At 65.2% G+C, this 24,630-nt stretch carries 20 protein-coding genes and 1 other RNA gene; 12 read left to right on the plus strand and 9 right to left on the minus strand.

Features of this window, described 5'->3' with window-relative positions:
• Positions 1–41: 41 nt before the first annotated feature.
• Together OZ411_RS13565 and OZ411_RS13570 are read right to left on the minus strand one after the other, a co-directional pair.
• Complete coding sequence (locus OZ411_RS13565) at positions 42–1,730, minus strand: SulP family inorganic anion transporter (protein ID WP_282528345.1); 1,689 nt, start codon at positions 1,728–1,730, stop codon at positions 42–44.
• Between the two features lie 98 nt (positions 1,731–1,828).
• Entirely contained in the window at positions 1,829–2,560 is a 732-nt protein-coding gene (locus tag OZ411_RS13570; protein WP_130578587.1) for a cytochrome c biogenesis CcdA family protein, read from the minus strand.
• 295 nt (positions 2,561–2,855) lie between these two features.
• Here OZ411_RS13570 and OZ411_RS13575 point away from each other — a divergent pair, with 295 nt between their 5' ends.
• The 5 genes from OZ411_RS13575 to OZ411_RS13595 are packed head-to-tail and all read left to right on the plus strand — an operon-like array spanning position 2,856 to position 8,772.
• Positions 2,856–4,052, plus strand: a complete 1,197-nt coding sequence (locus OZ411_RS13575) for an ABC transporter substrate-binding protein (protein ID WP_282528346.1) — start codon at positions 2,856–2,858, stop codon at positions 4,050–4,052.
• A 23-nt stretch (positions 4,053–4,075) separates the two neighbouring features.
• Positions 4,076–4,933 carry a branched-chain amino acid ABC transporter permease gene (locus OZ411_RS13580; protein WP_282528347.1) on the plus strand — a complete coding sequence of 286 codons (858 nt, stop codon included), beginning with the start codon at positions 4,076–4,078 and terminating at the stop codon, positions 4,931–4,933.
• Complete coding sequence (locus tag OZ411_RS13585) at positions 4,933–6,732, plus strand: branched-chain amino acid ABC transporter ATP-binding protein/permease (RefSeq protein ID WP_282528348.1); 1,800 nt, start codon at positions 4,933–4,935, stop codon at positions 6,730–6,732. Before OZ411_RS13580 ends, OZ411_RS13585 begins: the two co-directional genes overlap by 1 nt.
• Positions 6,713–7,462, plus strand: coding sequence for an ABC transporter ATP-binding protein (locus tag OZ411_RS13590; RefSeq protein ID WP_282528349.1), 750 nt, complete (start codon positions 6,713–6,715; stop codon positions 7,460–7,462). The genes OZ411_RS13585 and OZ411_RS13590 overlap by 20 nt, the downstream gene beginning before the upstream one ends.
• Complete coding sequence (locus OZ411_RS13595; protein WP_282528350.1) at positions 7,462–8,772, plus strand: MFS transporter; 1,311 nt, start codon at positions 7,462–7,464, stop codon at positions 8,770–8,772. The genes OZ411_RS13590 and OZ411_RS13595 overlap by 1 nt, the downstream gene beginning before the upstream one ends.
• Before the next feature lie 61 nt (positions 8,773–8,833).
• Here the strand turns inward: OZ411_RS13595 and OZ411_RS13600 are convergent, their stop codons facing one another.
• Complete coding sequence (locus OZ411_RS13600) at positions 8,834–9,457, minus strand: TetR/AcrR family transcriptional regulator (RefSeq protein WP_282528351.1); 624 nt, start codon at positions 9,455–9,457, stop codon at positions 8,834–8,836.
• Between the two features lie 140 nt (positions 9,458–9,597).
• Between OZ411_RS13600 and OZ411_RS13605 the strand changes: the two genes are divergently transcribed.
• Positions 9,598–10,827: a cytochrome P450 gene (locus OZ411_RS13605; RefSeq protein WP_282528352.1), complete on the plus strand. Its 1,230-nt coding sequence runs from the start codon at positions 9,598–9,600 to the stop codon at positions 10,825–10,827.
• 128 nt (positions 10,828–10,955) lie between these two features.
• On the plus strand, positions 10,956–14,645 hold the full coding sequence (locus tag OZ411_RS13610) for an AsmA-like C-terminal region-containing protein (protein WP_282528353.1): 3,690 nt from the start codon (positions 10,956–10,958) through the stop codon (positions 14,643–14,645).
• A gap of 92 nt (positions 14,646–14,737) precedes the next feature.
• Here the strand turns inward: OZ411_RS13610 and OZ411_RS13615 are convergent, their stop codons facing one another.
• The 6 genes from OZ411_RS13615 to ssrA all read right to left on the minus strand — a co-directional run bounded on the left by OZ411_RS13615 (position 14,738) and on the right by ssrA (position 19,746).
• Positions 14,738–16,312, minus strand: coding sequence for an ABC-F family ATP-binding cassette domain-containing protein (locus OZ411_RS13615; protein WP_282528354.1), 1,575 nt, complete (start codon positions 16,310–16,312; stop codon positions 14,738–14,740).
• Between the two features lie 117 nt (positions 16,313–16,429).
• A complete protein-coding gene (locus tag OZ411_RS13620) occupies positions 16,430–16,693 on the minus strand; it encodes a ribbon-helix-helix domain-containing protein (RefSeq protein ID WP_130583014.1) in 264 nt (87 codons plus the stop codon).
• On the minus strand, positions 16,690–16,878 hold the full coding sequence (locus OZ411_RS13625) for a DUF4169 family protein (protein ID WP_130583017.1): 189 nt from the start codon (positions 16,876–16,878) through the stop codon (positions 16,690–16,692). The genes OZ411_RS13620 and OZ411_RS13625 overlap by 4 nt, the downstream gene beginning before the upstream one ends.
• A gap of 324 nt (positions 16,879–17,202) precedes the next feature.
• The gene (fumC, locus tag OZ411_RS13630; RefSeq protein WP_282528355.1) at positions 17,203–18,624 is read right to left on the minus strand and encodes a class II fumarate hydratase; all 1,422 of its coding nucleotides are present in this window, start codon (positions 18,622–18,624) and stop codon (positions 17,203–17,205) included.
• Between the two features lie 72 nt (positions 18,625–18,696).
• Positions 18,697–19,218, minus strand: a complete 522-nt coding sequence (locus OZ411_RS13635) for a ClpXP protease specificity-enhancing factor SspB (RefSeq protein ID WP_282528384.1) — start codon at positions 19,216–19,218, stop codon at positions 18,697–18,699.
• 164 nt (positions 19,219–19,382) lie between these two features.
• Positions 19,383–19,746, minus strand: a transfer-messenger RNA (tmRNA) gene (ssrA, locus tag OZ411_RS13640).
• An 88-nt stretch (positions 19,747–19,834) separates the two neighbouring features.
• Here ssrA and OZ411_RS13645 point away from each other — a divergent pair.
• The 5 genes from OZ411_RS13645 (at position 19,835) to OZ411_RS13665 (ending at position 24,456) form a co-directional block, all read left to right on the plus strand.
• A complete protein-coding gene (locus tag OZ411_RS13645; protein ID WP_130583011.1) occupies positions 19,835–20,446 on the plus strand; it encodes a chromate transporter in 612 nt (203 codons plus the stop codon).
• Complete coding sequence (locus OZ411_RS13650; RefSeq protein ID WP_282528356.1) at positions 20,443–20,976, plus strand: chromate transporter; 534 nt, start codon at positions 20,443–20,445, stop codon at positions 20,974–20,976. The genes OZ411_RS13645 and OZ411_RS13650 overlap by 4 nt, the downstream gene beginning before the upstream one ends.
• 87 nt (positions 20,977–21,063) lie before the next feature.
• Complete coding sequence (locus tag OZ411_RS13655) at positions 21,064–21,828, plus strand: tripartite tricarboxylate transporter TctB family protein (protein WP_282528357.1); 765 nt, start codon at positions 21,064–21,066, stop codon at positions 21,826–21,828.
• 7 nt (positions 21,829–21,835) lie between these two features.
• Positions 21,836–23,353 carry a tripartite tricarboxylate transporter permease gene (locus OZ411_RS13660; RefSeq protein ID WP_282528358.1) on the plus strand — a complete coding sequence of 506 codons (1,518 nt, stop codon included), beginning with the start codon at positions 21,836–21,838 and terminating at the stop codon, positions 23,351–23,353.
• A 119-nt stretch (positions 23,354–23,472) separates the two neighbouring features.
• The gene (locus OZ411_RS13665) at positions 23,473–24,456 is read left to right on the plus strand and encodes a tripartite tricarboxylate transporter substrate binding protein BugD (RefSeq protein ID WP_282528359.1); all 984 of its coding nucleotides are present in this window, start codon (positions 23,473–23,475) and stop codon (positions 24,454–24,456) included.
• Positions 24,457–24,630: the final 174 nt, after the last annotated feature.

A 24,630-nucleotide genomic window follows, 5' to 3' on the forward strand; every position in this document is an offset into this window, starting at 1 on the left:
TCGAGTTCGATTTATGAGTACGCGCCCTGGGCGCCTTGCGCCTAGCCGGCCAGCGTGCGAACGGCTTCGGCGACGCTATGGAAGACGTGGTTCGTCGGTAGCGCGTGATAGAGGCCGAAGCGCTCAAATGCCTGTTGGGCGCGGGTCGATTCGAGGCGAGCGATCGCGACGGTCACGCCTTCCTCGCCGCATTCACGGAAAAGGTCGAGCAGCGTTTGTGCGGCGGTGAAATCGATCTCCACGATGCCGCTGGCTTCGATTACCAGCAGCCTTGGCTTCGGTGTCGCCGTCCTGATGAGCTTCAGCGCGTCGGCACGAAAGCTCGAGGCGTTGAGAAATGACAGTGGCGCCTGCAGGCCGACTACGGCAACTTTCGGGTCGCGCTCGCCTTTGATGTTCGGATTGGCCGGCCACCAGATCGTGGTATCAGGTACGCGGTCGAACACGATGAGCCGCGCCCGCGTCGTGCTCCAGATGCCATGGAGCAGCGAGAGAGCGATGCCGACGGCGACGCCTTGCTCGATCGGCAGGACGATGATCGAAGCTGCCGTTGCCGCCACAAGCAGAAACTCGCCGACCGATTGGTGAAAGATCGCAGCAATCTGCCCGAAGCGAATGATGCGAAACGCTACGAAAAGCAGGACGCCGCCCAGCGCAGCCTCCGGAACGTGACGGAGCAGCGCGGCGCCGAACGCCAGCAGCGCCAGCACGATCGATGCGGCGAACAGTCCCGATAGCTGCGTGCGTCCGCCGGTCTCGGCCACGATGCCGGTTCGCGGCGGGCTCGCGTCCACCGGAAAGGCGCCGAACAGGCCGGCAAGAATGTTGCCGGCCCCGGCGCCGAGAAAATCGCGGTCGACATCGGCGGGCTGGTCCGGATCGGAAGGAAATGCTCGCGTCGTCGCCGCGGTCTGCACCATCACGACCATGGCGATCAGGAGCGCCAATGACAGCAGCTTGACCCATCGTTCCGGAGAGATCTCAGGAAACGACGGCATCGGCAGCGTGCCTGGCACGGTGCCGACCACGCTGACCCCTTTGGTTTCCAATCCGCCCCAGATCACGGCGGCGGTCGCCGCCACCAGCGCGACCAGTGCGCCGGGAATCCTGGCGCTGATGGCCTCGGATCCGGCAACAAAGGCCAGCACGAAAAGCCCGATGCTGACGGAGTAGAAATTGGCGGCAGGAAGATGCTCTGCAATCTCCGCGATCCGCTCGAGCATCGGTCCTTTCGGTGGCGGTACGCCGAGCACGACGGGCAGTTGCGAAACCATGATGTGGATGGAGATGCCGGCAAGAAAGCCGATGGTGACCGGGGTCGACAGCAGGTTGGCGATCCAGCCGAGGCGAAACAGGCTGCCGGCGACCAGGATCACTCCGACCATCAGCGCCAGGGCCGCGGCAAGCGCGATAGCCTCCGGGGAGCCGGCGGCTGCCATCAGCGCAAGGCCGCCGGCGAAGATCGGCGTGATCGTGGAGTCGGCGCCGCATGACAGAAAGCGGTTGCTGCCCAGCATGGCAAAACCGAGCGAACCTGCGATGAAGGCGAAAAAGCCGATCTGGGGGGCGAAGCCGCCGAGGCGCGCAGTCGCCATCTGCTCGGGTATTGCGATCGCGGCCAGTGTCAGGCCCGCGATCAGGTCGCCGGGCAAATCGCCCGGCCGGAACGCGGCCAGCGAGCGGAAGATCGGCCAGGAGCGGCCTGCTGTCCCGGGCGTGTCCTCGGCCATCGGTCCTCGGTGCGATTAGCGTAAGGGCCGCCCACTATTCGACATCGTGATGCGAAAGGCCAGCATTGCTTTGGCGCTGGCACAAGTCTGACCAAGCCTCAGCCGATATTCTGCAGCGCCGGAAACGTCTCGAGCAGCCAGATGCTGACATTGGTGACGGCGCCGGTGAGAAAGCCGATGCCGGTGATGATCATCAGCACGCCCATGACGTGCTCGACCGTCCGGAGATGCCGCTTCATCCGCGCGAACAGTGACGAGAACTGTTTGACCGCGAACGCTGCAAGCAGGAAGGGGATGCCGAGCCCGGCGGAATAGATCGCAAGCAGCGCGGCGCCCTTGGTCACGGTCGCCTCGGCTGCTGCGATCGAAAGGATCGCGGCGAGGATCGGGCCGATGCAGGGCGTCCAGCCGAACGCAAAGGCGAGCCCCATCGCATAGGCGCCCCACAGCCCGACCGGCTTCGGCATGCTCATCCGGCCCTCGCGCATCAATATCCCGATCCGCGTCAGCCCGAGGAAGTGCAGTCCCATCACGATGATGACGATGCCGGCGACGATGGAGAGCTGTGCCGACCAGGCGCGGATCAGCCCGCCGATCAGGGAGGCGCTGGCGCCGAGCGCCACGAACACGGTGGAGAAGCCGAGCACGAACATCAAGGCCGCGGTCATGACTGCGCGCTTGGAGGCCTGCGTGCTCTCGTCATGGGCGACATGCTCGATGGTCGCGCCGGTCAGATACACCAGATAGGGCGGCACCAGCGGCAGCACGCAGGGCGACAGGAAACTGACTAGTCCGGCGATCAAGGCTGCCGGGATCGAGACATCGTGCATCAATTGACCTTCGAGGGCGGCATCTGGCGTCGCAACCTATTGACGTGGACCGCGACAAGTTTCCAGAGGTTTCATGCGCTTAAGCCTAAGAGATCGGTCACAGGCCCGTGTCCGGGCATTGATCGCGAATCGTCTCCGCAATTCTACGGGATAAACGCTGGACAAGCCGGTGCCGTCAGGCTCAAACTTGAATCCCGCGACAAGCCTCGGGCGCCAGCCGGGACAATAAAATCATGCGGACGCCTGCAATCTAAAGATGGGCGCCGCGAAAAGGAAACGAACGGGAGCATCACACATGGCTATTTCACGCCGCAACATGCTGTTGGGAAGCGCCGGTGCCTTGGGCGCCGCATCATTTTCGTTCCCAAAGCCTGCCATTGCCCAGTCCGAGCCGATCAAGATCGGTTGCCTCGCGGCGATCACCGGCCCGAGTTCCGCGCCGACCGTCGGTTTCAACCGCGGCATCAATTTTGCGGTGGACAGCATCAATGCGGCCGGCGGCGTCAAGGGCCGCAAGATCGAGCTCGTCATGCGCGACACGCAGGGTGATCCGACCAAGGCGGTGAACGCGACGCAGGAATTGATCAGCCAGGCCAAGGTCCATGCCATCTGGGGGCCGGTCAATTCCGGCGAAGCGCTCGCCACCACGCCGATCATGGCGCGGGCCAGGATTCCGGACATTCATCCTTGCGTGGTCGAAACCCTGATCGACACCACCAAATATCCGAACGCCTTCCGCATGGCGCCGTCGAACAGCCAGTGGGATGACGCGGTCCGCAACTACTGCCTCAACGTCCTCAAGGTGAAGAAGGTCGCCGTCATCGGCGACACCACGGGCTATGGCGTGACCGCCGTCGGCGCCTCGGTGGCGGCGTTCAAGAAAGACGGCGCCGACGTCGTCTACCAGGCCAATATCGATGCAACCCAACCGGACATGACGCCCGACATGCTGCGCGCGAAGAACGCGGGCTCCGAGGCCATCGTGGTCTGGAGTGTCACCACCGGCATGGAGGCGCGGATGTTCAACACCCGCGCCGCTATGGGCTGGGACGTGCCGTTCGTCGGCCATCCCTCGCTCGCATCGGGTGAACTCGCTGGTCTCGTCGATAAGCCCGAGAACTGGAAGAAGGTCTATGCGATCGGCTACAAGAGCTGCAGCTACGATGCATCCGGCAAACTGCCGCCGAAGAGCGAGGAGCTCGTCGCGCGCCTGGCCAAGGCGAATGTCGCGCTCAACGACACGCTGTTGTGGTGGGTCGCGGGCGGCATCGACGCGATCGAGCTGATCGCCAAGGCGGTCGCCGAAAGCGGTTCGACCGAAAGCGCGGGCCTCGTCAAATACTGGAACACGCTGTCGAAATATCCCGGCTATTTCGGCACCTACACCTTCACGCCGACGCAGCATAACGGCTACCCGACCGAAGAGATCGTGATGTCGGAGGCCAGCACCGCCAAGAACGGCACGTTCGCGCTGGCGCCGGGCTATACATAGGCCGGCGGCAGAGGGTGCATCCGATGCTCGCCTCGATCCTCGCATCCGGTCTCGCGGCGGGCGCGATCTACGCGCTCGTCGGCGTCACCTACAACACGATGTTCTCGACCTCGCGGGTGATGAGTTTCACCGCGGGCCAGCTTGCCATGCTCGGCGGCGTGCTCGGCTCGATGTTCACGCTCAAGATGGGCATGCCGATCATCGTCGGCTTCGTGCTGACGCTGGCCGCGTGCGCGATTGTCGGCATCATTACCGAGTTCGTCGCGGTGCGGCCGGTCCTCAAGAGCCTGGACCAGCATCTCTATGTGCTTTCGACGCTGGCGCTGGCTCTGATGATCCAGCAGATCGCGGCGATCAAATGGGGCACCGAGCCGCAGCCATTCCCGCGCGTGATCGGGCTCGGCAGCGGCATCTGGGACGAAAAGTTCTGGCTGCCGGTGGTCGCCTGCGCGGTGACGATCGTTGCGCTGGAATATCTCTACCGCCGCACGCTGGTGGGCCGCGCCTTTGTCGCCATCGCGGAGGATAATTTCGCGGCACGCGCGCTCGGTTTGCCCGAGCGAAATCTGCGGGTCGCGAGCTATGCGCTCGCCGGCGTGATCGGCGGCATCGCCGGCTTTTCCGGCGGCCAGCTCCTGCTGGCGTTCTTTGCCAATGGCGCGCTGCTCAACTTCTACGGCTTCGTGCCGGTGGCGCTCGGCGGCCTCGGCAACAACCGCGGCGCCATTTTCGGCGGCTTGGCGCTCGGCCTGTTCCAGCAGGCAGCGAACTTCCTCGTCGGCGGCATCTTCTCGTCCGTTGCCGTCTTCACCCTGTTCATCGTGGTCCTCTTGGCAGCGCCCCAAGGCCTGTTCGGCGGAACAACGGCGCGGAGGGTGTGATGACGGCGGTCACTGCAACCTCTGCCCAAAGTGAAAGCGTCGCCTGGCGCGCTGCGTTGCCGCACGTCGCGCCGTTCCTCGGCATCCTCGCGCTTGCATTGCTGCTGCCGTTCGTCAGCAACGATTATTGGGCGCTGATCGGCACGCGCATGGCGATCTACTGGGTGCTGGTCGCCGGCCTCAACCTTGTGGTCGGCTTCGCCGGCCACCTTGCGATCGGCTATGTCGCGCTCTTGACGCTCGGCGCCTACACGACGAGCGTGCTCGTCGCCGGCAATGTCACGCCGGCAGTGCCGGTGTTTCTGGCGCTGCCGATTGCCGGCTGCGTCGGCGCGCTGTTCGGCGTGATCGTCGGCTTGCCGGCGCTGCGCCTGCGCACCTTCTATTTCGCGATGTCGACGCTGGGCTTTGCCACCATCGTCACGCAGATCGCGCTGGCCTGGCAGAGCGTGACCGGAGGCGGGATCGGCATCGCCGGCCCGGAATTCCCGGCGCCGTTCGATACGCCCTGGGGCTTCTACGCGCTCTGCGTCGCGTTTGCGGTGGTCGCCACCTGGATGAGCGCCAACGTCGCCCGCAGCCGGTTCGGCCGCGCGCTGATCGCGGTGCGCGACGCCGAAGTGGCGGCGGAAGCGACCGGCATCTCGAAGCCAAGGATGCTGATCGCGATCTTCCTGTTCGCCGGCGCGCTGGCCGCAATCGCCGGCGGATTGTTCGCGACGCTGCAGACCTACATCACGCCCGACGCCTTTACCTTCGATCTGTCAGTCCTGTTCTTCATCGCGATCCTGATCGGTGGCCGCGGTTCGATCCTGGGGCCGATGCTCGGCACCATCATCCTGACCATCCTGCCTGAGATCGCCGCGCCGCTCGCGGCCTGGTCGACCTTCCTCTACGCCGTGCTGCTGCTGGTGATCGTGCTGGTGATGCCCGGCGGCATCGCTGCACTGCTGGATTTCCGCAACCGCCGCCCGCTCGCCAGCAACCGCGCCATCGTGCCGCGTCCGGCCGCTCTCGCCGACATCGTGCGCCGTCGCACCGGCGGCAAGCACCTCGAGCTGCGCGGCATCGCGCTGAGCTTCGGCAATGTGAAGGCGATCGACGGGCTCGACCTCGACGTGACGCCCGGCCAGATCCACGGCCTGATCGGCCCGAATGGCAGCGGCAAGACCACGACGCTCAACGTCATCTCCGGCTATTACGCCGCCAAGGCCGGCGCGATGACGCTGGGCGAGGACATGTTGCCGCCGGGCCAGCCGGCATTGCGCGCGGCTTGCGGCATCGCGCGGACATTCCAGACCCCGCGCGTGATCGGCGAGGCCTCGGTGCTGGAGAATGTGATGATCGGCGGCTCGGTGGAGGGCAGGGCGACCTTCGTCGAGGCGATGCTGTCGGCGCCGCGCAATCGCGAAGACGAGCGGATGCTGGCGGCGAAGGCGCGGGCGCTGCTCCGCGTGGTGGGGCTGGAGACGCTGGCGGAGGTGCGCGCCGACCGCCTGCAGCACAGCGAACTCCGCTTCATCGAGATCGCGCGTGCGCTGATGCTCGATCCCGATTTCCTGCTGCTCGACGAGCCCGCGGCCGGTCTTTCCAATGACGAGATCGAGCGGCTGGCGTCCCTGATCAAGGCGATTAGCGCACGCGGCACCGGTGTATTGCTGGTGGAGCATCACGCCGATCTCATCTTCGACATCTGCCACCAGGTCACCGTGCTCAATCTCGGCCGCACGCTGGCGGCGGGCACGCCGGCCGAAATCCGCGTTCACAAGGAGGTGGTCAGTGCGTACCTCGGCGGCTGAACCTCTGCTCTCCGTGCGCGCGCTCGAGTCCGGCTACGGCAAGATCCGCGTCCTTCATGGCATCGATTTCCAGGTCGCCGCCGGCGAGGTGGTGGCGCTGCTCGGCCCCAACGGCGCCGGCAAGACCACGATGCTGCGCGCGCTGTCGGGACTGCTGCCGGTGACTGCGGGACAAGTGCGCTTCGACGGCCACGACATGACCAACGCGACGCCGCGAGATGCCGCGCGTGCCGGCCTCGTCCATGTGATCGAGGGCCATCGCGTGTTCACGCAAATCTCCGTCACCGACAATCTGCTGCTTGCCGGCTACGACGTGCCGCGCGCCGAGCGCGCACAACGCGTCGAGGAAGCCCTGGCGTATTTCCCCGAAATCGCCGAAAAGCGTCACGAGCGCGGCGGCGCGCTGTCGGGCGGGCAACAGCAGATGCTCACCGTCGCGCAAGGCCTGGTGCGCCGCCCGCGGCTGTTGATGCTCGACGAGCCGTCGGCCGGCCTGTCACCGGTGCTGGTCGATCGGGTCCTCAACGTCATCGGCCGCTTGCGCGCGCAGGGCACCGCGGTATTGCTGGTCGAGCAATTGCTGGAGAAGGCGCTGGCGACGGCGGATCGTGTCTACGCCCTGGTGCAGGGGAATATCGTGCTGGAAGCACCGACCGACGAAAGCAATCTGGCGCAGCGGCTCGAGCGCGCCTATTTCGGCCATGAGAGCCACGCGCTGGTGAGCCACTGATGCGGCTTCCCTTCTTCTACGGCTGGATCATCATCGCGGTGACCTTCGTCACCATGGCGATCGGCGTCAATGCGCGCACCGCGTTCTCGCTGTTCTATCCACCGATCCTCAGTGAGTTCGGCTGGGACCGCGGCGTCACCGCCGGCGCGTTCTCATTCGGCTTCGTGGCCTCCGGCATCGCCAGTCCGCTGATCGGCCGCCTGATGGACCGCTCCGGCCCGCGCGCGGTGATGGAACTCGGCGTCGTGCTGATGGGCGCAGGGTTCCTGCTGGCGCCGCTGACGACGCAGCCCTGGCACCTCTATCTCAGCATCGGCGTTCTCGTAGGGGCGGGCAGCGTCTGCCTCGGCTATTCCGGCCAATCGTTCTTCCTGCCGAACTGGTTCATCCGCCGCCGCGGTCTCGCGATCGGGATCGCCTTCGCCGGTGTCGGCATCGGCTCGGTGACCTTGCTGCCGTGGGTGCAGCACATGATCGAGCAGACCGGCTGGCGCACCGCCTGCACCGCGATCGGCATCCTCGTGCTGGTCGTGCTTGCGCCGATCAATCTGCTGGTGCGAAAGCGTCCCGAGGACATCGGGCTACTGCCTGATGGCGATGCCGCGCCGACCGCCACTTCGGCAAAACCAGTGTCGAACATCGTCGATCCCGTCTGGGCCGGCACCGACTGGACGTTGCGTCTGGCGCTCCGCACCGCGCGCTTCTGGTGGATCGCGCTCGGCTATTTCTGCGGTCTCTACATCTGGTACGCGGTGCAGGTGCATCAGACCAAGTTCCTGCTCGACATCGGCTTCAGCCCGAATGTCGCGGTGTGGTCGCTCGGCGTCGTCAGCCTGCTCGGCATTCCCGGCCAGATCTGGCTTGGCCATCTCTCCGACCGGATCGGGCGCGAAGCGGTGTGGGCGATCAGTTGCGCCGGCTTCGCGGTCTGCTTTGCGAGCCTGGTGGCGCTGAAATATGCGCCTGTGTTGCCGCTGGTCTATCTGATGGTGTTCACGCAAGGTGCGCTCGGCTACGGCCTGACCTCGGTGATGGGGCCGGTCGTGGTCGAGATCTTCCAGGGCAGGCATTACGGCAGCATCTTCGGCACCATCATGCTGGCTGCGCTCGCGGGCGGCGCTGCGGGCCCGTGGGCGACGGGGCTGTTGTATGATTTCACCGGCAGCTACACGGCGGCCTTTGCGATCAGCATTGCCGTGAGCGCGTTGTCCGCCTTCGCGATCTGGCAGGCAGCGCCCGGAAAAGTCCGTGCTGTGGCGGGCCGCTTGCACACGTTGCAGAGCCGTAGCCCGGGTGAAGCGTCAGCGTAACCCGGGACCGCGCGCAAGCGCTGATGCAGGCGTCCCGGGTTACGCTAGCGCTCCACCCGGGCTACGGCGCTACGGCGCGGTCCGCGTTGCCGATCGTGCGCTGCAGGTCGCCGATCGCGCGCAGGAAGCTGTCGGCCGGCGTGGTCTCCGGATCGATCAGGCGGTGCAGGCGAAAGCCGTCCTCGAGCGCCAGCACGATCGCGGCGGTCCATGCCGCATCCAGCCGGCTGTTCCCGCCGCTATCCTTCCGCGCGGTCTCGATGATGTCGGTGACCAGCTTGCGCCGGGCGCGCAGGCGCTTTGCAAGTTCGGGCCGGCGCTTCTCCGCGCGTGCGACGAACAGGATCATCTCCATGTGCAGAAGCGGCGAGCGGCCGAGCGGATCCTGCCTGGTGCGGTCCATGTGCTTCAACGCGTCGATGAAATCGGCGAGATTGGTGTGTTGGGCCAACAGGTCGAGGTTGCGCCGGATCGATTGCTCGACATGGTCCTCGAGCATCGCGATGATGAGCTCTTCCTTGCTCTTGAAGTTCGAATAGAACGCCCCGCGCGTGAAACCGGCGGCGGCCGCGATCGCCTCGATGCTGGCGCCGCCGATCCCCTGTTCCTCGAACACGCGCGCCGCCGCCTCGAACAGCTTTTCGCAGGTGTCGTCCCTGGTCGGTCTGGTCCTAACTCTTGACATCGGCCCTGTTTAGGCCACAATGCAACTCGATACAAGAGTGTATCGAGTTTCAGGGGTGGAAACGCTTGGGCCCGCACGAAGCGGCGGCCGGTAGCGTTCAATGTGAAATCGTCGCAACGCGGCAACCGATTGAGGTCACCATGAACGAGCAAGCTCGGCCGGCGAACAACGATCCGCTGTTCAATCCCCTGGCGCCGGAATTCATTCGCAATCCCTATCCGCATTACGAGCGGCTGCGCGCCGAGGATCCGATGCATGTCACGCCGTTCGGCGCTTTCGTCGCGAGCCGTCAGGCGGAGGTGAGCTTCGTGTTGCGCGACAAGCACTTTGGCAAGGACTATGCCGGCCGCGCCATACGCCGCTACGGGCCAAAGGCCATGGAGGACCCGGTCTTCCGCAGCATGAGCCAGATGATGCTGCAGCAGGATCCGCCCGATCACACCCGTCTCCGCGGCCTTGTGGTGAAGGCATTCACGGCGCGCCGGGTCGAGGACATGCGGCCGCGGATTCAGGAGATCGTCGATCAGACGCTCGATCGTGTCATCCCGCAGGGCAGGATGGACCTCATCGAAGACTTTGCATTCCGCCTGCCGGTGACGGTGATCTGCGACATGCTCGGAATCCCCGAGGAGCATCGCGAAACGTTTTATACCGGCTCGCGCGACAGCGGGCGCATCCTCGAACCGGTGCCGTTGTCGCCTGAGGAGATCAAGCAGGGCAACGCCAGAACCAAGATGTCGGAGATGTATTTCCAGCAGCTCTTCGAGCTGCGGCGGAAGCAGCCCGGCGATGACCTGACGACGCAGCTCGTGCAGGCGGAGGAGGACGGCCACAAGCTCAGCAACGAAGAGCTGACCGCCAACATCATCCTTCTGTTCGGGGCCGGGCACGAGACGACCGTCAACCTGATCGGCAACGGCCTCTTGGCGCTCCACCGCAATTCCGATCAGCTCACGCTGCTCAAGGCAAATCCCGCCCTGATCACCAACGCGATCGAGGAATTCCTGCGCTATGATTCCTCCGTGCAAATGACCGGGCGCGCGGCCCTGGAGGACATCGATCTCTGCGGCAAGCGCATACCCAAGGGCGAGGCCGTGCTGTGCCTGCTGGGCTCGGCCAATCACGATCCGGCTGTCTATCCCGACCGTCCGGAACAGCTTGATATCGCCCGTCCCAACGTGAAACCGCTGTCCTTCGGCGGCGGCATCCATTTCTGTCTCGGTGCCCAATTGGCGCGGATCGAGGCCGAAATCGCGATCTCGACGCTGCTCCGCCGCCTGCCGGACCTGCGGCTGGATGACGCGGAAAACCCACAGTGGCGGCCGACCTTCGTGCTGCGGGGGCTACGGCGCCTGCCGGCGAGCTGGTAACCTTCTCGCCCGTCCCAGCGGCCGCAGTGTGATACCGCTGTGACTTCGCCATACTTGTCTCTATATATTGGGCTGCTCCGGCGCCGTATTGGCCACGCGCGCCGGGGCGGGGCTCAAAGGGAGACACCGTGCAGACGACGCTGCTCGGCCTGGCAATCGCGTTCATTCTTGCGCTGATCGCCGCGCTGGTCGGACCGTACTTCATTGACTGGAACCAGTTCCGTCCGCAATTCGAGGCAGAGGCGACGCGAATCATCGGCGCGCCCGTGCGCATCGGCGGCGAGCTTGACGCGCGGCTGCTGCCGGCGCCGCAGCTTCGGTTGCGTTCGGCCGCGATCGGCGGCGACAACGATCGCGGCAAGGTCCGGGCCGACAAGCTCGACGTCGAGTTCAGCCTGGGTTCGCTGATGCGCGGCGAATGGCGCGCCACGCAGCTCACCGTCAATGGCATGTCGGTGGACCTCGGTCTGGACCAGAAGGGACGGATCGATTGGCCGGCCTCGCAGGGCACGTTCGACTTCGCCTCGCTTGCGATCGATCGCGTCAACCTCACCGGCCGCATCGCCCTGCATGACGCGGCGAGCCACAGCACGCTGGAACTGCGCGACATCGCCTTCAGCGGCGATGTCCGCTCGCTTGCCGGCGCGATCCGCGGCGATGGCAATTTCACGTTCGACGGCTCCCGCTATCCGTTCCGGATTTCCTCCGGCCAGAGCGCCGATGGCAGCGGCACCCGCGTGCATGTCAACATCGACCCCGGCCAGCGCCCGCTGTCGGCTGATCTCGACGGCGTGCTCACCTTCGAGTCCCGCGCGCCACGCTTCGAAGGCGTGGTGGCGCTGGCCTCTCCGCCCGCATCAAAGAATGATGACGCCGCGCCGACGCCCTGGCGTATGGGAGCCAGGGTCAAGGCCGATTATTCGGCGGCGCGGCTCGAGCAGATCGAGATCAGCTATGGCAATGAAGACCGCGCGCTGAAGCTTGCAGGCGCCGGCGACATCCGCTTCGGCGGTTCGCCGCTGCTGCGCGCCTCGCTCTCGGCTCGGCAACTCGATGTCGACCGCTTTGCCACGAAGGACAATAATGCTGAGCCGGTTCGTGCGCTGCCGGCGCTGCGCGCGCTGCTGTCGGGCGTTCCGCACGTCGCGCTGCCGTCGCAGATCGAATTTTCGTCCGAGAAAATCATGCTCGGCGGGCGGCCGCTGCAGGATATCGCGGCCGAGCTTCACGGCGACGACAAGGGCTGGACGGTGCGGCGGCTCGATTTCCGCGCACCGAGCGCCACGCGCGTCTCGCTCAGCGGTGCTGGCCCGCAAAGTGCCCAGTCCGACAGCTTCAAAGCGGCGCTCAATGTCGAGTCTTCCGATCCCGACGCGCTGATGGTCTGGCTGCAGGGCCGCAGCGATCTGCCGTCTCGCAATCAAAAACCGCTCAAGCTGCGCGGCGACGTCACGGTCGCCGCAAACGGCTTTACCGTCGACGCCATGAAGGCCGAGATCGATGGTGGCGCGATCACCGGACGTGTCGCGGTGTCGTATCCCGGCGGCAATAGCGGCGCGAAGGTCGACGCCAACGTGAAGGCCGACCGGCTGGACCTCGACGCGGCCACCGCCGTCATACGCTCGCTGGCGGGACCGCAGGCCGAATGGCCGGAGGAAGCGCAGCTCTCGCTTGACATCGGGCGCGCGATTTCGGCCGGACAGGAGCTGCGTCCGCTGCAGGCCAAGCTCGGCTTTGGACCGAAGACGGTCTCGCTCGAGCGGCTGAAGATCGGCCAGCCGGACAGCGTGACGATCGAGGGCACCGGCAATTTCGATCGCATCAACGCGACCGGAAAGCTCGCGCTCAACGCAAACGCTGCGTCGCTCAGCCAGTTGACCGGTCTGGTCTCATCGTTCGCGCCATCAGCGGCATCGCGCCTCAACACGCTGGCTGCGGTTCCCGGTCCGGCGCGGCTGAAGCTCGCGCTTGATCTCGACAAGGGACAGGCCGATCGCGGCAGCCTTCGCGCCGCGTTGGATCTCGACGCGCCCCAGCTCAAGGGCTCCGCCACGGTGACGGCGAAGCCGCTGGTCGCCGCGATCCGCAGCACCGATCTCGATGCCCTCAGCCGCAGCGATCTCGGTGTCGACGCCAGATTTTCAGCGGGGCAGGGGCGTACAATGCTCGCGCTGCTCGGCCTCGATCGCGTCATCACGGTCGGCGACGGCCCCGCGCAATTCGAAGGCTCGGTCAACGGCGCCTGGCGCGCGCCGTTGCGGCTGAAGGCGAGGATGTGGGGCGCAGGACTTGATGCGGACGCCGAAGGCTCGGCCGAGCCATGGGACGAGGCGAAGAAGGCCGGCATCAACCTGCGGGTCAGGAGCGCCGACATCAGTCCGCTGCTCGATCTGAAGTCGTCGGACACGCCGGTGAACGGCGTCCGCCTGTCGTCGCGCGTCTCGCTTGCCGGCAACAGGCTGTCGTTTGACGACCTCGACAGCATCGTCGGCGGCTCGCGGCTGCGAGGCCGTGTCGCGCTCGCCATGGGGGATGAGAAGAACATCGAGGGCGAGATCGGGCTCGACCAGGTCACGCTCGCACCGGTGTTCGCGTTTGCGATCGGCGCCGGCGGGCATGATCCGGCCGAGCCGCTCGGCGGCGGCGTGCTCAAGGGCTGGCGCGGCAACATCGTCTTCCAGGCGTTGCGCGGCGAACTGCCGGGCGGCAGCGAATTGCAGCCGGTGAGCGGCACGATCAAGAGCGACGGCCAGGCGCTGACCTTTGAGGCCCTCAAGGGCAAGATCGGCGGCGGCGATCTCAGCGCCGCCATCGATGCAAGGCCGAGTGCGAACGGCATCACCGTCAATGCGAGCGTGCAGCTTAATGGCGTCGATGGCACGGCATTGAGCTACCGAAATCTCAGCATGCCCAAGGGGCGCGCCTCGTTGCAGATGACATTGATGAGCCAGGGCCGCAGCGCCGCGGCGCTGACCGGCGCGGTGTCCGGCAGCGGCACAATCACGTTGGAAGCGGCGCGTATTGCCGGGCTCGATCCGCGCGCCTTCGACATCGCGATCCGCGCCAGTGAGAATGGTCAGGTCTCGGATGATGCGCGGCTGAAGCAGATCGTCGAGCAGGCGCTCGCAAACGGCGCGCTGTCGGTCGCCTCAGCCCAGCTTCCGTTCAACATCCGCGACGGGCGGATTCGTGTCGGCGCCAGCACGCTCGCGGCCAATGGCGTCAATGCCACGATCTCCGGCGGTTACGACATTCCGGCCGACCAGGCCGACATCCGCGCCGCGCTGGTGCCGACCGCGATCACCGCGGCGAGCCGGCCGGAAATCCAGTTGTTCGCGGTGGGCACGCCTGATGGCCTCACCCACAGCGTCGATGTCGCGGCGCTGTCGTCCTGGCTCGCGGTGCGTGCGATCGACCGCGAGACCAGGCGATTGGATGCGATTGAGCGCGGCGAGCCGCCTCCAACGTTCCAGCCGACGCCACCGCTGATCCCGCCGCAGGAGCCGGCGGAAGCTCCCGATGCGAGCGCGACGATCCCGCCAGCATCAACCGACGTACCGATCCCGGGCCGCGATCCGCGCAAGGGAGCGCAAAAGCCAAAAACGAGCGCACCGCGTCCGCCGCTGGCGCAGCCGCCGGCCAGCACACCAGCCGCCAATCCGCCTGCGTCAGTCGCGAGCCAGCCGCAGCTCGCCCCATTGCCGCCGCCGATCGACGTCAAGCCGCCGCCGGGTGCCGCGAAACCAAAACCCCGCCCGCCGCTCGCACTGACGCCGCAGGTCGCCAACCCGCCATCGCGTCCGGCCGCGCAGAATTAGCGCCCGTAGCCCGGGGGGAGCGAATGCGTAACCCGGGACGTCTGCATCAGTAGCGGTCCCGGGTTACGCTGGCGCTTCACCCGGGCTACGATTCAGAGCCCAATCTCCCGTTCGATCCCGATCGCCTGCAGGAACGCCTTGTCGTGGCTGACGACGACCAGCGCGCCATCGAAGTCGCGCAGCGCGCTTTCCAGTTCTTCGATCGCGGCGAGGTCGAGATGGTTGGTGGGCTCGTCCAACAGCAACAATAGCGGCGGTTCCGGCCGTGCGAACACGCAAGCCAAGCCTGCGCGCAGGCGCTCGCCGCCGCTCAACGTATCCACGATCTGCAACGCAGCCCTGTTGCGGAAGGCAAATCGCGCCAGCGCGGCATGCGCTTCATTGGCTGACAATTCCGGATTGAGCCGGCGCAGATTGTCCAAAATGCTGGTGCCGGGATCGAGCAGGCCGACATGCTGGTCGAGCATCGCGATCCGGTCGGTGCGACGATGGATCGTGCCGGCAGTCGGCTGCGCCGCTCCAGTGATCAGGCGGAGCAGCGTGCTCTTGCCCGTGCCATTGGCGCCGCCGATCGCAACGCGCTCGGGGCCGCGCAGCTCGAACGACAGCGGGCCGAACAGGTGGCGGGCGGCAAAGGCCATCGCCACGTCGTTGAAAGTGAGGAGCTCGCGATTGGCGGGAAGGGCGGTCTTCGGCAGGTCGATCGACAGCGGCGTCACGATCTCCACCCGCGCGCGGGCTTCCTCGAATGCATCCGCACGCTCGCCGATCAGGCGCTCGGCGAGATGGCCTTCGCGCGCGGCGCTGGCCTCCGCGCGTTCCTTCTCGCGGTCCATGAACATCTTGTCCTCGATGCCCTTGGCGCGCCAGGCTCGGCCGGCCTTGTCGCGGCGCGACTTTCTTTCGCGCGCCTTCTGCGTCGCGCGCTCGGCGCTGCGCAGCGCATCGGCCGCCCGCTCCAGTTCGGTTTCCGCACGCGAGCGCGCCGCATCGCGCTGCTCGGCGAAATCAGGCCACGCGCCGCCGAAAATCGTGACGCCAACCGGCGTCAGTTCGACGATGCGGTTGACATGCTCCAACAGCATACGGTCGTGGCTTGCGACCACGATGCCGCCTTGCCATCGCCCGAGCAGTTGCGCCAGCGCCTCGCGGCCGTCGGCATCGAGATTGTTGGTGGGCTCGTCCAGCAGCAGCACGTCAGGTGCCTGGATCAGCAGCCGCGCCAGCGCGACGCGCGTTCGCTCGCCGCCGCTGAGCGACGCTACCGCGCGATCGAGCGATAGGGCGGGCAGGCCCACTTCCACCAACGTGGTCCGTAGTCGTGCTTCCAGTGTCCAGTCAGCCGCGCTGGCATCCTCGAGCGTGCCATCACCGCGCTCGAGCCGGTGCAGCCGCGCGAGCTCGCCATCGACGCCGAGGGCTTGCGCCAGCGTCGCCCGCCCGTCGGCGATCTGCGCGAGCATGCCGATCGATCCGGCACGGTGAACCGATCCGGCTGCTGGTTCGACCTCGCCCGCGATCAGGCGCAGCAGTGTCGATTTGCCGCAGCCGTTGCGTCCGACGATGCCGGTGCGCTCGCGTCCGATCGCGAGCGTCAGCTCATCGAACAGTGGGCGGCCCTCAGGCGCGTGAACCGAGATGGAATCCAGGACGACAAAGGCAGGCATGGAGAGCTTCCGAAATGGACAGGTTTCGCGGCGCGGTTCGCTTGGCGATATCCATTTCGCTCTCCACTCTGGTTTGTCGGTGAAGCCGGTGCCAGAGCACCGGCTATCTACAACGGATCAGGCTTGCGGCCTGTTGTCCGGTACCTGGGCCGTCGTCGCGGCGATTGCGCGCGAACGGAAATACTCCAGCACGAAAAGCCGGATCGCGGACGACAGATTGCCCTGCTGGCGATTGCTGTCGATCTCGCCGACCAGCTCCGACAGCGTCATGTTCCGGAGGCCCGAGATTTCCTTCATGCCATTCCAGAACGCTTCTTCCAGGCTGACGCTGGTCTTGTGGCCGGCGACCACGATCGAACGTTTGACGACGGGCGATTTCATGATGCGTCTCCGCCGTCGATGCGATGCTGATCCAACAGCTTCTTGTCGCGCGCGTTACGAAGCTCATCCGCTTTCCGTTCAGACTTGTTGCGACCAAATCGTGCGCGGTTGGTTTCAGCCTGCTTCGCAGCTTCTTTGCGCTGCTCTTGTTTTCTTACTCGGTTCAAATTGATCACGTGCCCCATGCCCACCCCATCATCCAGCGATCCCGAAGCGCAAATGCCTGTTGGCGAAACAGCCGCAGCCAAGTTGCGCGCAAGCACAGCACATGCCCATCCGAAATCACTATATAGCGCCTAGTGATAGCATCAAAAGGTTAGCTTCGCCCCGCGAAAACCATATATTTCGCCGCTGTCCCATGCGTCAACGCAACGCCCGTTGCAACCAATCTCATTCTTTAGGCGTTATGATCCATAATTATATCAGTCGAGGGGCTGCGCTAATTCGTAGCGCGCCAGCACACCCTATCACCGCTTTTTCCCGGGAAAATTATGCAATTCGCGGTTCACTTAACCCGGATGTGTCATTTTGCCCGGCTGCACCAGGGAGTCGAATTCACGTTCCGATACATAGCCGAGCCGCAACGCCTCTTCCTTGAGCGTAGTGCCACGCGCATGTGCTGCTTTCGCGACTTTCGCGGCGTTGTCGTATCCGATCTTCGGCGCAAGCGCAGTGACGAGCATGAGCGATCGCTGCATCAGCTCGCCGATGCGTTTCTCATCGGCACGTATCCCGACCACGCAATGCTCGGTGAAGGAGCTGATAACATCCGACAGGAGCTGAACGGAACTCATCATGCAATATGCCAACACTGGCTTGTAGACGTTCAGCTCGAAGTGTCCCTGGCTGCCCGCGATGGTGACGGCGGTTTCGTTCCCGAAGACGTACGTGCATACCATCGTCATCGCCTCGCATTGCGTCGGGTTCACCTTGCCCGGCATGATCGAGGAGCCCGGCTCGTTCTCCGGCAGGATCAGTTCGCCGAGGCCTGAGCGCGGGCCCGAGCCGAGGAAGCGGATGTCGTTGGCGATCTTGAACAGCCCGGTCGCCACCGAATTGATCGCACCGTGCACCAGCACATAGGCGTCGTTGGAGGCCAGCGCCTCGAACTTGTTCGGCGCACTGATGAACGGCAGCTTCGTGATCTTGGCGACGTGCCTTGCGAACAGTCTCGCAAAGCGTGGCTTGGAGTTGAGGCCGGTGCCGACAGCGGTGCCGCCTTGCGCCAGCGGCAGGAGATCCTTCGCCGCTGTACGCAGCCGCGCGATGGCGCTCTCGACCTGCGCGGCATAGCCGGAGAATTCCTGACCCAGCGTCAGCGGCGTCGCATCCTGGGTGTGGGTGCGGCCGATCTTGACGATCTTCGCGAACGCTTTCTCCTTGCGGCGCAGCTCGCGATGCAATTCGCTGAGCGCAGGAATCAGCCTGCTGAAAATTCCCTGCGCCGCTGCGATGTGCATCGCCGTCGGAAACGAGTCGTTCGACGACTGGCTCATGTTGACGTGGTCGTTGGGATGAACCGGTTTCTTCGCGCCGAGTTCAAAGCCGAGCAGTTCGTTGGCGCGGTTGGCGATCACCTCGTTGAGGTTCATGTTGGTCTGCGTGCCCGAGCCGGTCTGCCACACCACCAGCGGGAAATGATCGTCGAGCTTGCCTTCGATCACTTCTTTCGCGGCGCGCGTGATCGCATCGGCGCGGCGCGCGTCGATCAGGCCGAGCTCGCGGTTGGTGAGCGCTGCCGCCAGTTTCACGATGCCGAGCGCATGCACGATCTCGATCGGCATGCGGTCGCGGCCGATGCGGAAGTTCTGCCGGGAGCGTTCGGTCTGCGCGCCCCAATAGCGATCGGAGGCGACGTCGATCGGACCGAAACTGTCGGTCTCGACGCGGATGGTTTTGTTTTTTTGTGAGGAGGATGTTGATCGAGCCATTGCCAATGTCCGTTGCGCCGTGAAGCGGCGTAACGTTCATTCTACAGCGTCGACGATTGATGCGTGTTTAGATTATTTCTTGCGGAAGCGGTCGAGCCGAACCACCTCGGCGCCTTCGCTCGGCTTTTCCGAGTCTTCCTTCTCTTCCGAAGCAGTCTCGGCTGCCGGAGCAGGCGGCGATGGTGCAGGCGAAGCCGCAGGCAGCTTGGGCTCGGGCTTCTCGGGCGCGACCTCCTCCTCGGACGGTTCGAAATGCAGGCCGAACTTCACGGAGGGATCGAGGAAGCTCTTGATGGCGGCGAAGGGCACGACGAGCCGCTCCGGAATGCCGCCGAACGAAAGTCCGACTTCGAAACGATCGTCCGTCACCACCAGGTCCCAGAACTGGTGCTGCAGGATGATTGTCATCTCCTGCGGATACTGCGCGAGCAGCCGCGGCGAGATCTTCACGCCGTCGGCGTTGGAGATGAAGGTGATGTAGAAATGATGCTCGCCGGGAAGTCCGTGCTCCGCGGCGTCCGCCAGCACGTGGCGCACCACCCCGCGCAGCGCGTCGCGCGCCAGCACGTCATATCGGATGTGATCGGTCGCCATGATGGTCCTGTCGCGTTCAAAAATGGCCGGCCGCATGCCGGTCGCCCGACTCGCCTTTAGCTATATGGTATCCCGGCCACAAGCCAAGGTCAGCAGGCCTTCCGGATCGAATTTGCGGCGCAAGCACCCGCTTGGGATGCACGCACTTTACCATGCAAATGTGAAGTGGAGGCTTCTGTTGCCAGGTGCCTCCGAACCCCGCCTAGCGGAGCTTAACCCGCTAGGGCTTTAAAGTGGTCTTTCAAACTGCGTTACGCAGCCTGAGCAACCGGAGCATAGTTGTCGTTGGCAACTATTGCATTGGCCCGATATCGGCGGAACCATACCGAGAAAAAACACGCCCTTTACGCCCTCGTCGATCCTATTTCGCCCCCGCCGGAACCCACGGCTCTCGGTTCCGCATGGGCTCTGGTGGAGGCGCCGGGTACCGCCCCCGGGTCCGAATGGTTTATTTCGACGGTCATTTATTTCCATAGCCGGCAAGCCGGCACTCCCAATATAGGGGGTAAAGCAACGGAAAAACAGGCCCTTGGCGGCCCCATCCCGGCGTTTCATGCATGGAACGGCTTCGGTTTATCGCCTTGGCCGGCGGGATGCGGCATTTTAGGGTCTTGCCATGTCCTCCGATTCTCCGCCGGCCGCCGCTCCCGTGGCGGACCTTCCCGCCTCGACCCCGCCCATCCAGCCCAGTCTGGGGGAACTGTTCGTGGCCTTTGCAAAAATGTCCCTGGCCGGCTTCGGCGGGGTCCTGGTCTGGGCGCGCCGGGGCATCGTCGAGCAGCACCGCTGGATGACCGCGGACGAGTTCAACGAGACCTTCGCCCTGTGCCATTTCCTGCCAGGGCCGAATATCGTCAATCTGTCGTTCGTATTCGGCTCCCGCTTCCGGGGGCTCGCCGGCGGGATCGCGGCCTTCGCCGGGCTGGTCGGCCCGCCGATGCTGATCGCGATCGTGCTGGCGGCGCTCTACAAGCATTACGGCGAGCTCGAAGCGCTGCGGCGGACGCTCGCCGGCGTAGCCTGCGTCGCCGTCGGCCTTCTGCTGTCCGTGATGCTCAAGATGACGATGCCGCTGGTGAAGCGGCGCGATATCGCCGGGCTCGTAGTCCTCATGGCGGTCTTCATAGCGATCGGCGTGTTGCGGCTGCCGTTGGCGGAGGTGCTGCTGGTCGCCATCCCCGCGAGCCTAGCCGTCACGTTGCTGATTCGCCAACGGGGGCGGGCATGAATGAGGATATGAACCCGATTGCGACGCTGATCTGGACGTTCGGCCTGATGTCGCTGTTTGCCGTCGGCGGTGCCAATGCGGCCATTCCCGAAATGCACCGGATCGCGGTCGAAGTCCACCACTGGATGACCGACAAGGAGTTCGCCGACGTCTTCGCGATCTCGCAATTGTCGCCGGGGCCGAACGTGCTGATCGTGACCCTGATCGGCTACTCCGTCGCCGGCATCGCGGGGGCACTGGCGGCGACACTCGCGATGTGCGGGCCGACCGCGCTGCTTGCCTATTATGTGAGCGGGTTGCTCACGCGCTCGCGCCAATCGCGCTGGCCGGCGATCATCCAGGCGGCACTGGTTCCGCTTTCGATCGGGCTGATGGCCGCGAGCGGGTTCATTTTGGCCCGGACCTCCGACCAAAGTTGGATTGCCGCTCTTACGACGGTGATAACGGCCGTTGTTGCCTTTGCGACGCGGCTTAACCCTTTTTGGCTGTTGCTGGCCGGGGGCGTCCTCGGTTTCGCTGGCGTTATCTGACGAAAATCGCTAGGCAAGGCCGGGGCGGGTTGCAAATCCAGCCGATAGAATAATAGGGCCCGCGGTGCGGGCACGGAGGAGACATGCATGGCCGAAACGATGGGCCAAACCGCATCAAGCACACGTAACACGAACGCCGCCATCGGCATTTTGGTGCTGGCACTGGCGCCGCAGCTCTTCGAGCTGGTGTGGTCGTTGGGCACGATCTTCGGACTGGGCGCAGGCCGCGGTCCGGCGCAGGTGCTGCTCGCCCATGGCGGCGCGCTATTGTCCGCCGCCCCCAACGCGGTGTTCGGATCGGTCGCCGCCGACGCCAAGAAGGGCTTTTCCTCGGATGTGCTGCTGGCGCTGATCTATTCCTATCCGCTGTTTGCGGTTGCGATCGTCACGCTGTTCGTCAAGATCCGCGCGCCGCAGGATTATATCGGCGGCATCGTGCTGATGGCGCTCGCGCTACTGGCGCTATGGGCCTCGAGCGATCTGCAGGGCATGCGCGGCTTCTCCTTCGGCGCCGGCACCGCACCGCGGATGTTCGGCGTGCTGTTGGTTGGGCTCGGCGCCGGCATTGCCGTGACGGGGCTGTTCACCGAGGGACCGGGACTGGCGCACTATTCCTGGCGCGGACCGCTGTTCGTTTGCGCCGCGATCGTTTTCTTTGCATTGGCGATCCGCCCACTCGGTTTGGTGGTGTCGGCCTTCGCAAGCTTCATGATCGCGGCACTGGGCACGCATGAAACACGATGGATCGAGGCTGTCATCGTCGGCGCCTGCCTGACGCTCGGTTGCGCGCTCCTCTTCCCCTATGTGCTGGGGCTGCCGATGCCGATGTTCCCGCGTTTCCTGATCCAGTGAGGGCGTGATGGTCGATCTTTTTGCTAATCTCGCCCACGGTTTTGCCGTCGCCTTCTCGCCGATCAATCTGTTGATGTGCCTGATCGGCGCGCTTGTCGGCACGCTGGTCGGCGTGTTGCCGGGCATCGGCACCATCGCCACGGTGGCGATGCTGCTCCCGATCACGTTCGGGTTGCCGCCGGTCGGCGCGCTGATCATGCTCGCGGGCATCTATTACGGCGCCCAATATGGCGGCTCGACCACCTCGATCCTGGTCAATATCCCGGGCGAGGCGACCTCGGTCGTCACCGCCCTTGACGGCCACCAGATGGCAAAACAGGGCCGCGCCGGCCCGGCGCTGGCGATCGCCGCGATCGGCTCGTTCTTCGCCGGCTGCGTCGCCACCGTCCTGATTGCCATCCTGGGCGCGCCGTTGACAAAACTCGCACTGGCGTTCGGGCCGGCCGAATATTTCTCGCTGATGGTGCTCGGCCTGATCTTTGCGGTGGTGCTGGCAAAGGGCTCGGTGCTGAAGGCGATCGCGATGATCGTTATGGGGCTGCTGCTGTCGATGGTCGGTTCCGACATCGAGACCGGCGCTTCCCGCATGGCCTTCAACATCCCCGAGCTCGCCGACGGCCTCGGCTTCGCCACCGTGGCGATGGGCGTGTTCGGCTTCGCGGAGATCATCCGCAACCTCGACCACGGCGCCGAGATGAGCCGCGATCTGGTGCAGCAGAAGATCACCGGCCTGATGCCGACGAGAAAGGACCTCATCGACTCCGCGCCCGCGATCGGACGCGGCACGGTGCTGGGATCGATCCTCGGCATCCTGCCGGGCGGCGGCGCCGTCATTGCCTCCTTCGCCGCCTATACGCTGGAGAAGAAGCTCGCCAAGAATCCGTCGCGGTTCGGCCGCGGCGCGATCGAGGGCGTAGCTGCGCCGGAGAGCGCCAACAATGCCGCGGCGCAGACCTCGTTCATCCCGCTGCTCACGCTCGGCATCCCGCCCAATGCGGTGATGGCGCTGATGGTCGGCGCGATGACGATCCACGGCATCGTGCCGGGGCCGCAGGTGATGCAGAAGCAGCCGGATCTGGTCTGGGGCATGATCGCCTCGATGTGGATCGGCAATCTGATGCTGGTCATCATCAACCTGCCGCTGGTCGGCATCTGGGTCCGGCTGTTGCGCGTGCCGTACCGGCTGATGTTCCCCTCGATCGTGATCTTCTGCGCGATCGGCATCTACTCCGTGAACAACGCTCCGGTCGACGTCGTCCTTGCCGGCGTGTTCGGCCTGGTCGGCTACTGGCTGATCAAGCACGATTTCGAGCCGGCGCCGCTGCTGCTCGGGATGGTGCTCGGGCCGCTGATGGAGGAGAACCTGCGCCGGGCGCTCCTGATCTCGCGCGGCGACTGGAGCGTGTTCGTGAGCCGCCCGCTGTCGGCGGTGCTGCTCGCGATCGCCGCGGGACTGCTGGTGCTGGCGGTGCTGCCGACCTTGCGCGCCAAGCGCGACGAGGTGTTCGTGGAGTCCGAGGGCTGAGGTTAGCCTGCGTCGGCGTGTCGCAGGCGGAAGTCGTATCGACTCCCCGAAGTTCGTTATGAAAAGAAATGCCGGCCGTTTGGCCGGCATTTTCGTTTAACGGACATCAGGGGATCTCGATGAATTGGTATGGTCGCTCGCTTGCGAGTGCTTCTCTCGCGCTGGCAGCCTTGCTGTCGGCTGTCGTCGCGCCAGCACGCGCGCAGGACTATCCGACGCGCAGCATCACCATGATTGTGCCGTTCGCGGCTGGCGGCCCGACCGACGTCATCGCGCGCATCGTCACCGGCCATATGGCGCAAACGCTCGGCCAGAGCATCATCATCGAGAACGTGGTCGGAGCTGGCGGCACCACCGCGAGCGCACGCGCGGCGCGCGCCGCCAATGACGGCTATACGCTGATCACGGGGCACATGGGGACGCACGCGGCCTCGGTGCCGCTCTATCCCAATCTGGCCTACCATCCGGAGAAGAGCTTCGAGCCGGTCGGGCTGCTGGCCGGCACGCCGATCCTGATCCTGGCGCGCAAGGACTTTCCGCCGAAGGACCTGAAGGAATTCGTGACTTACGTGAAGGCCAACGCCGAGAAGGTCAACGCGGCGCATGCCGGCGTCGGTTCGGTCTCCCACGTCTCCTGCCAGCTCCTGAACTCGGTCCTCGGCATCGAACCGGTCGGCGTGCCCTTCAACGGCACGGGCCCAGCGATGAACGCGCTGGTGGCCGGGCAGGTCGACTATATGTGCGACCAGATTGTCAACGCCGTGCCGCAGATCAATGCCGGCACCATCAAGGCCTATGCGATTGCGACCCCCGAGCGGAACCCGTCGCTGCCGAATGTTCCGACCACGGCGGAGGCTGGTCTGCCGGCCTTCCAGGCCCAGGCCTGGAACGCGATCTTCGCGCCCAAGGGGACACCGGCGCCGATCATCGCCAAATTGAACGCGGCAGCCGTCAAGGCGCTGGACGACGAAACCGTCCGCAAGCGCCTGCTCGAGCTCGGCAGCGTCATCCCGCAGCCGGCCGACCGCACGCCGGAGGCGCTGGGGACGCTGGTCAACAACGAGATCAAGAAGTGGACCCCGGTGCTCAAGCCGGCTGGCTAGAGTGACCCCGTAGCGGGTGGAGCGAAGCGCAACCCGGGGACACCTCGCTGTCATTCCGGGGCGTCCGAAGGACGAGCCCGGAATCCATCGGGCGGCATGCGCCAGCGGCGAAATGGATTCTCTGATGTGCAATTGCACATCATAGCTCGCGCTCCGCGCGCCCCGGAATGACAG

This window comes from Bradyrhizobium sp. Arg237L (assembly GCF_029990105.1).
Taxonomy (GTDB): Bacteria; Pseudomonadota; Alphaproteobacteria; order Rhizobiales; family Xanthobacteraceae; genus Bradyrhizobium.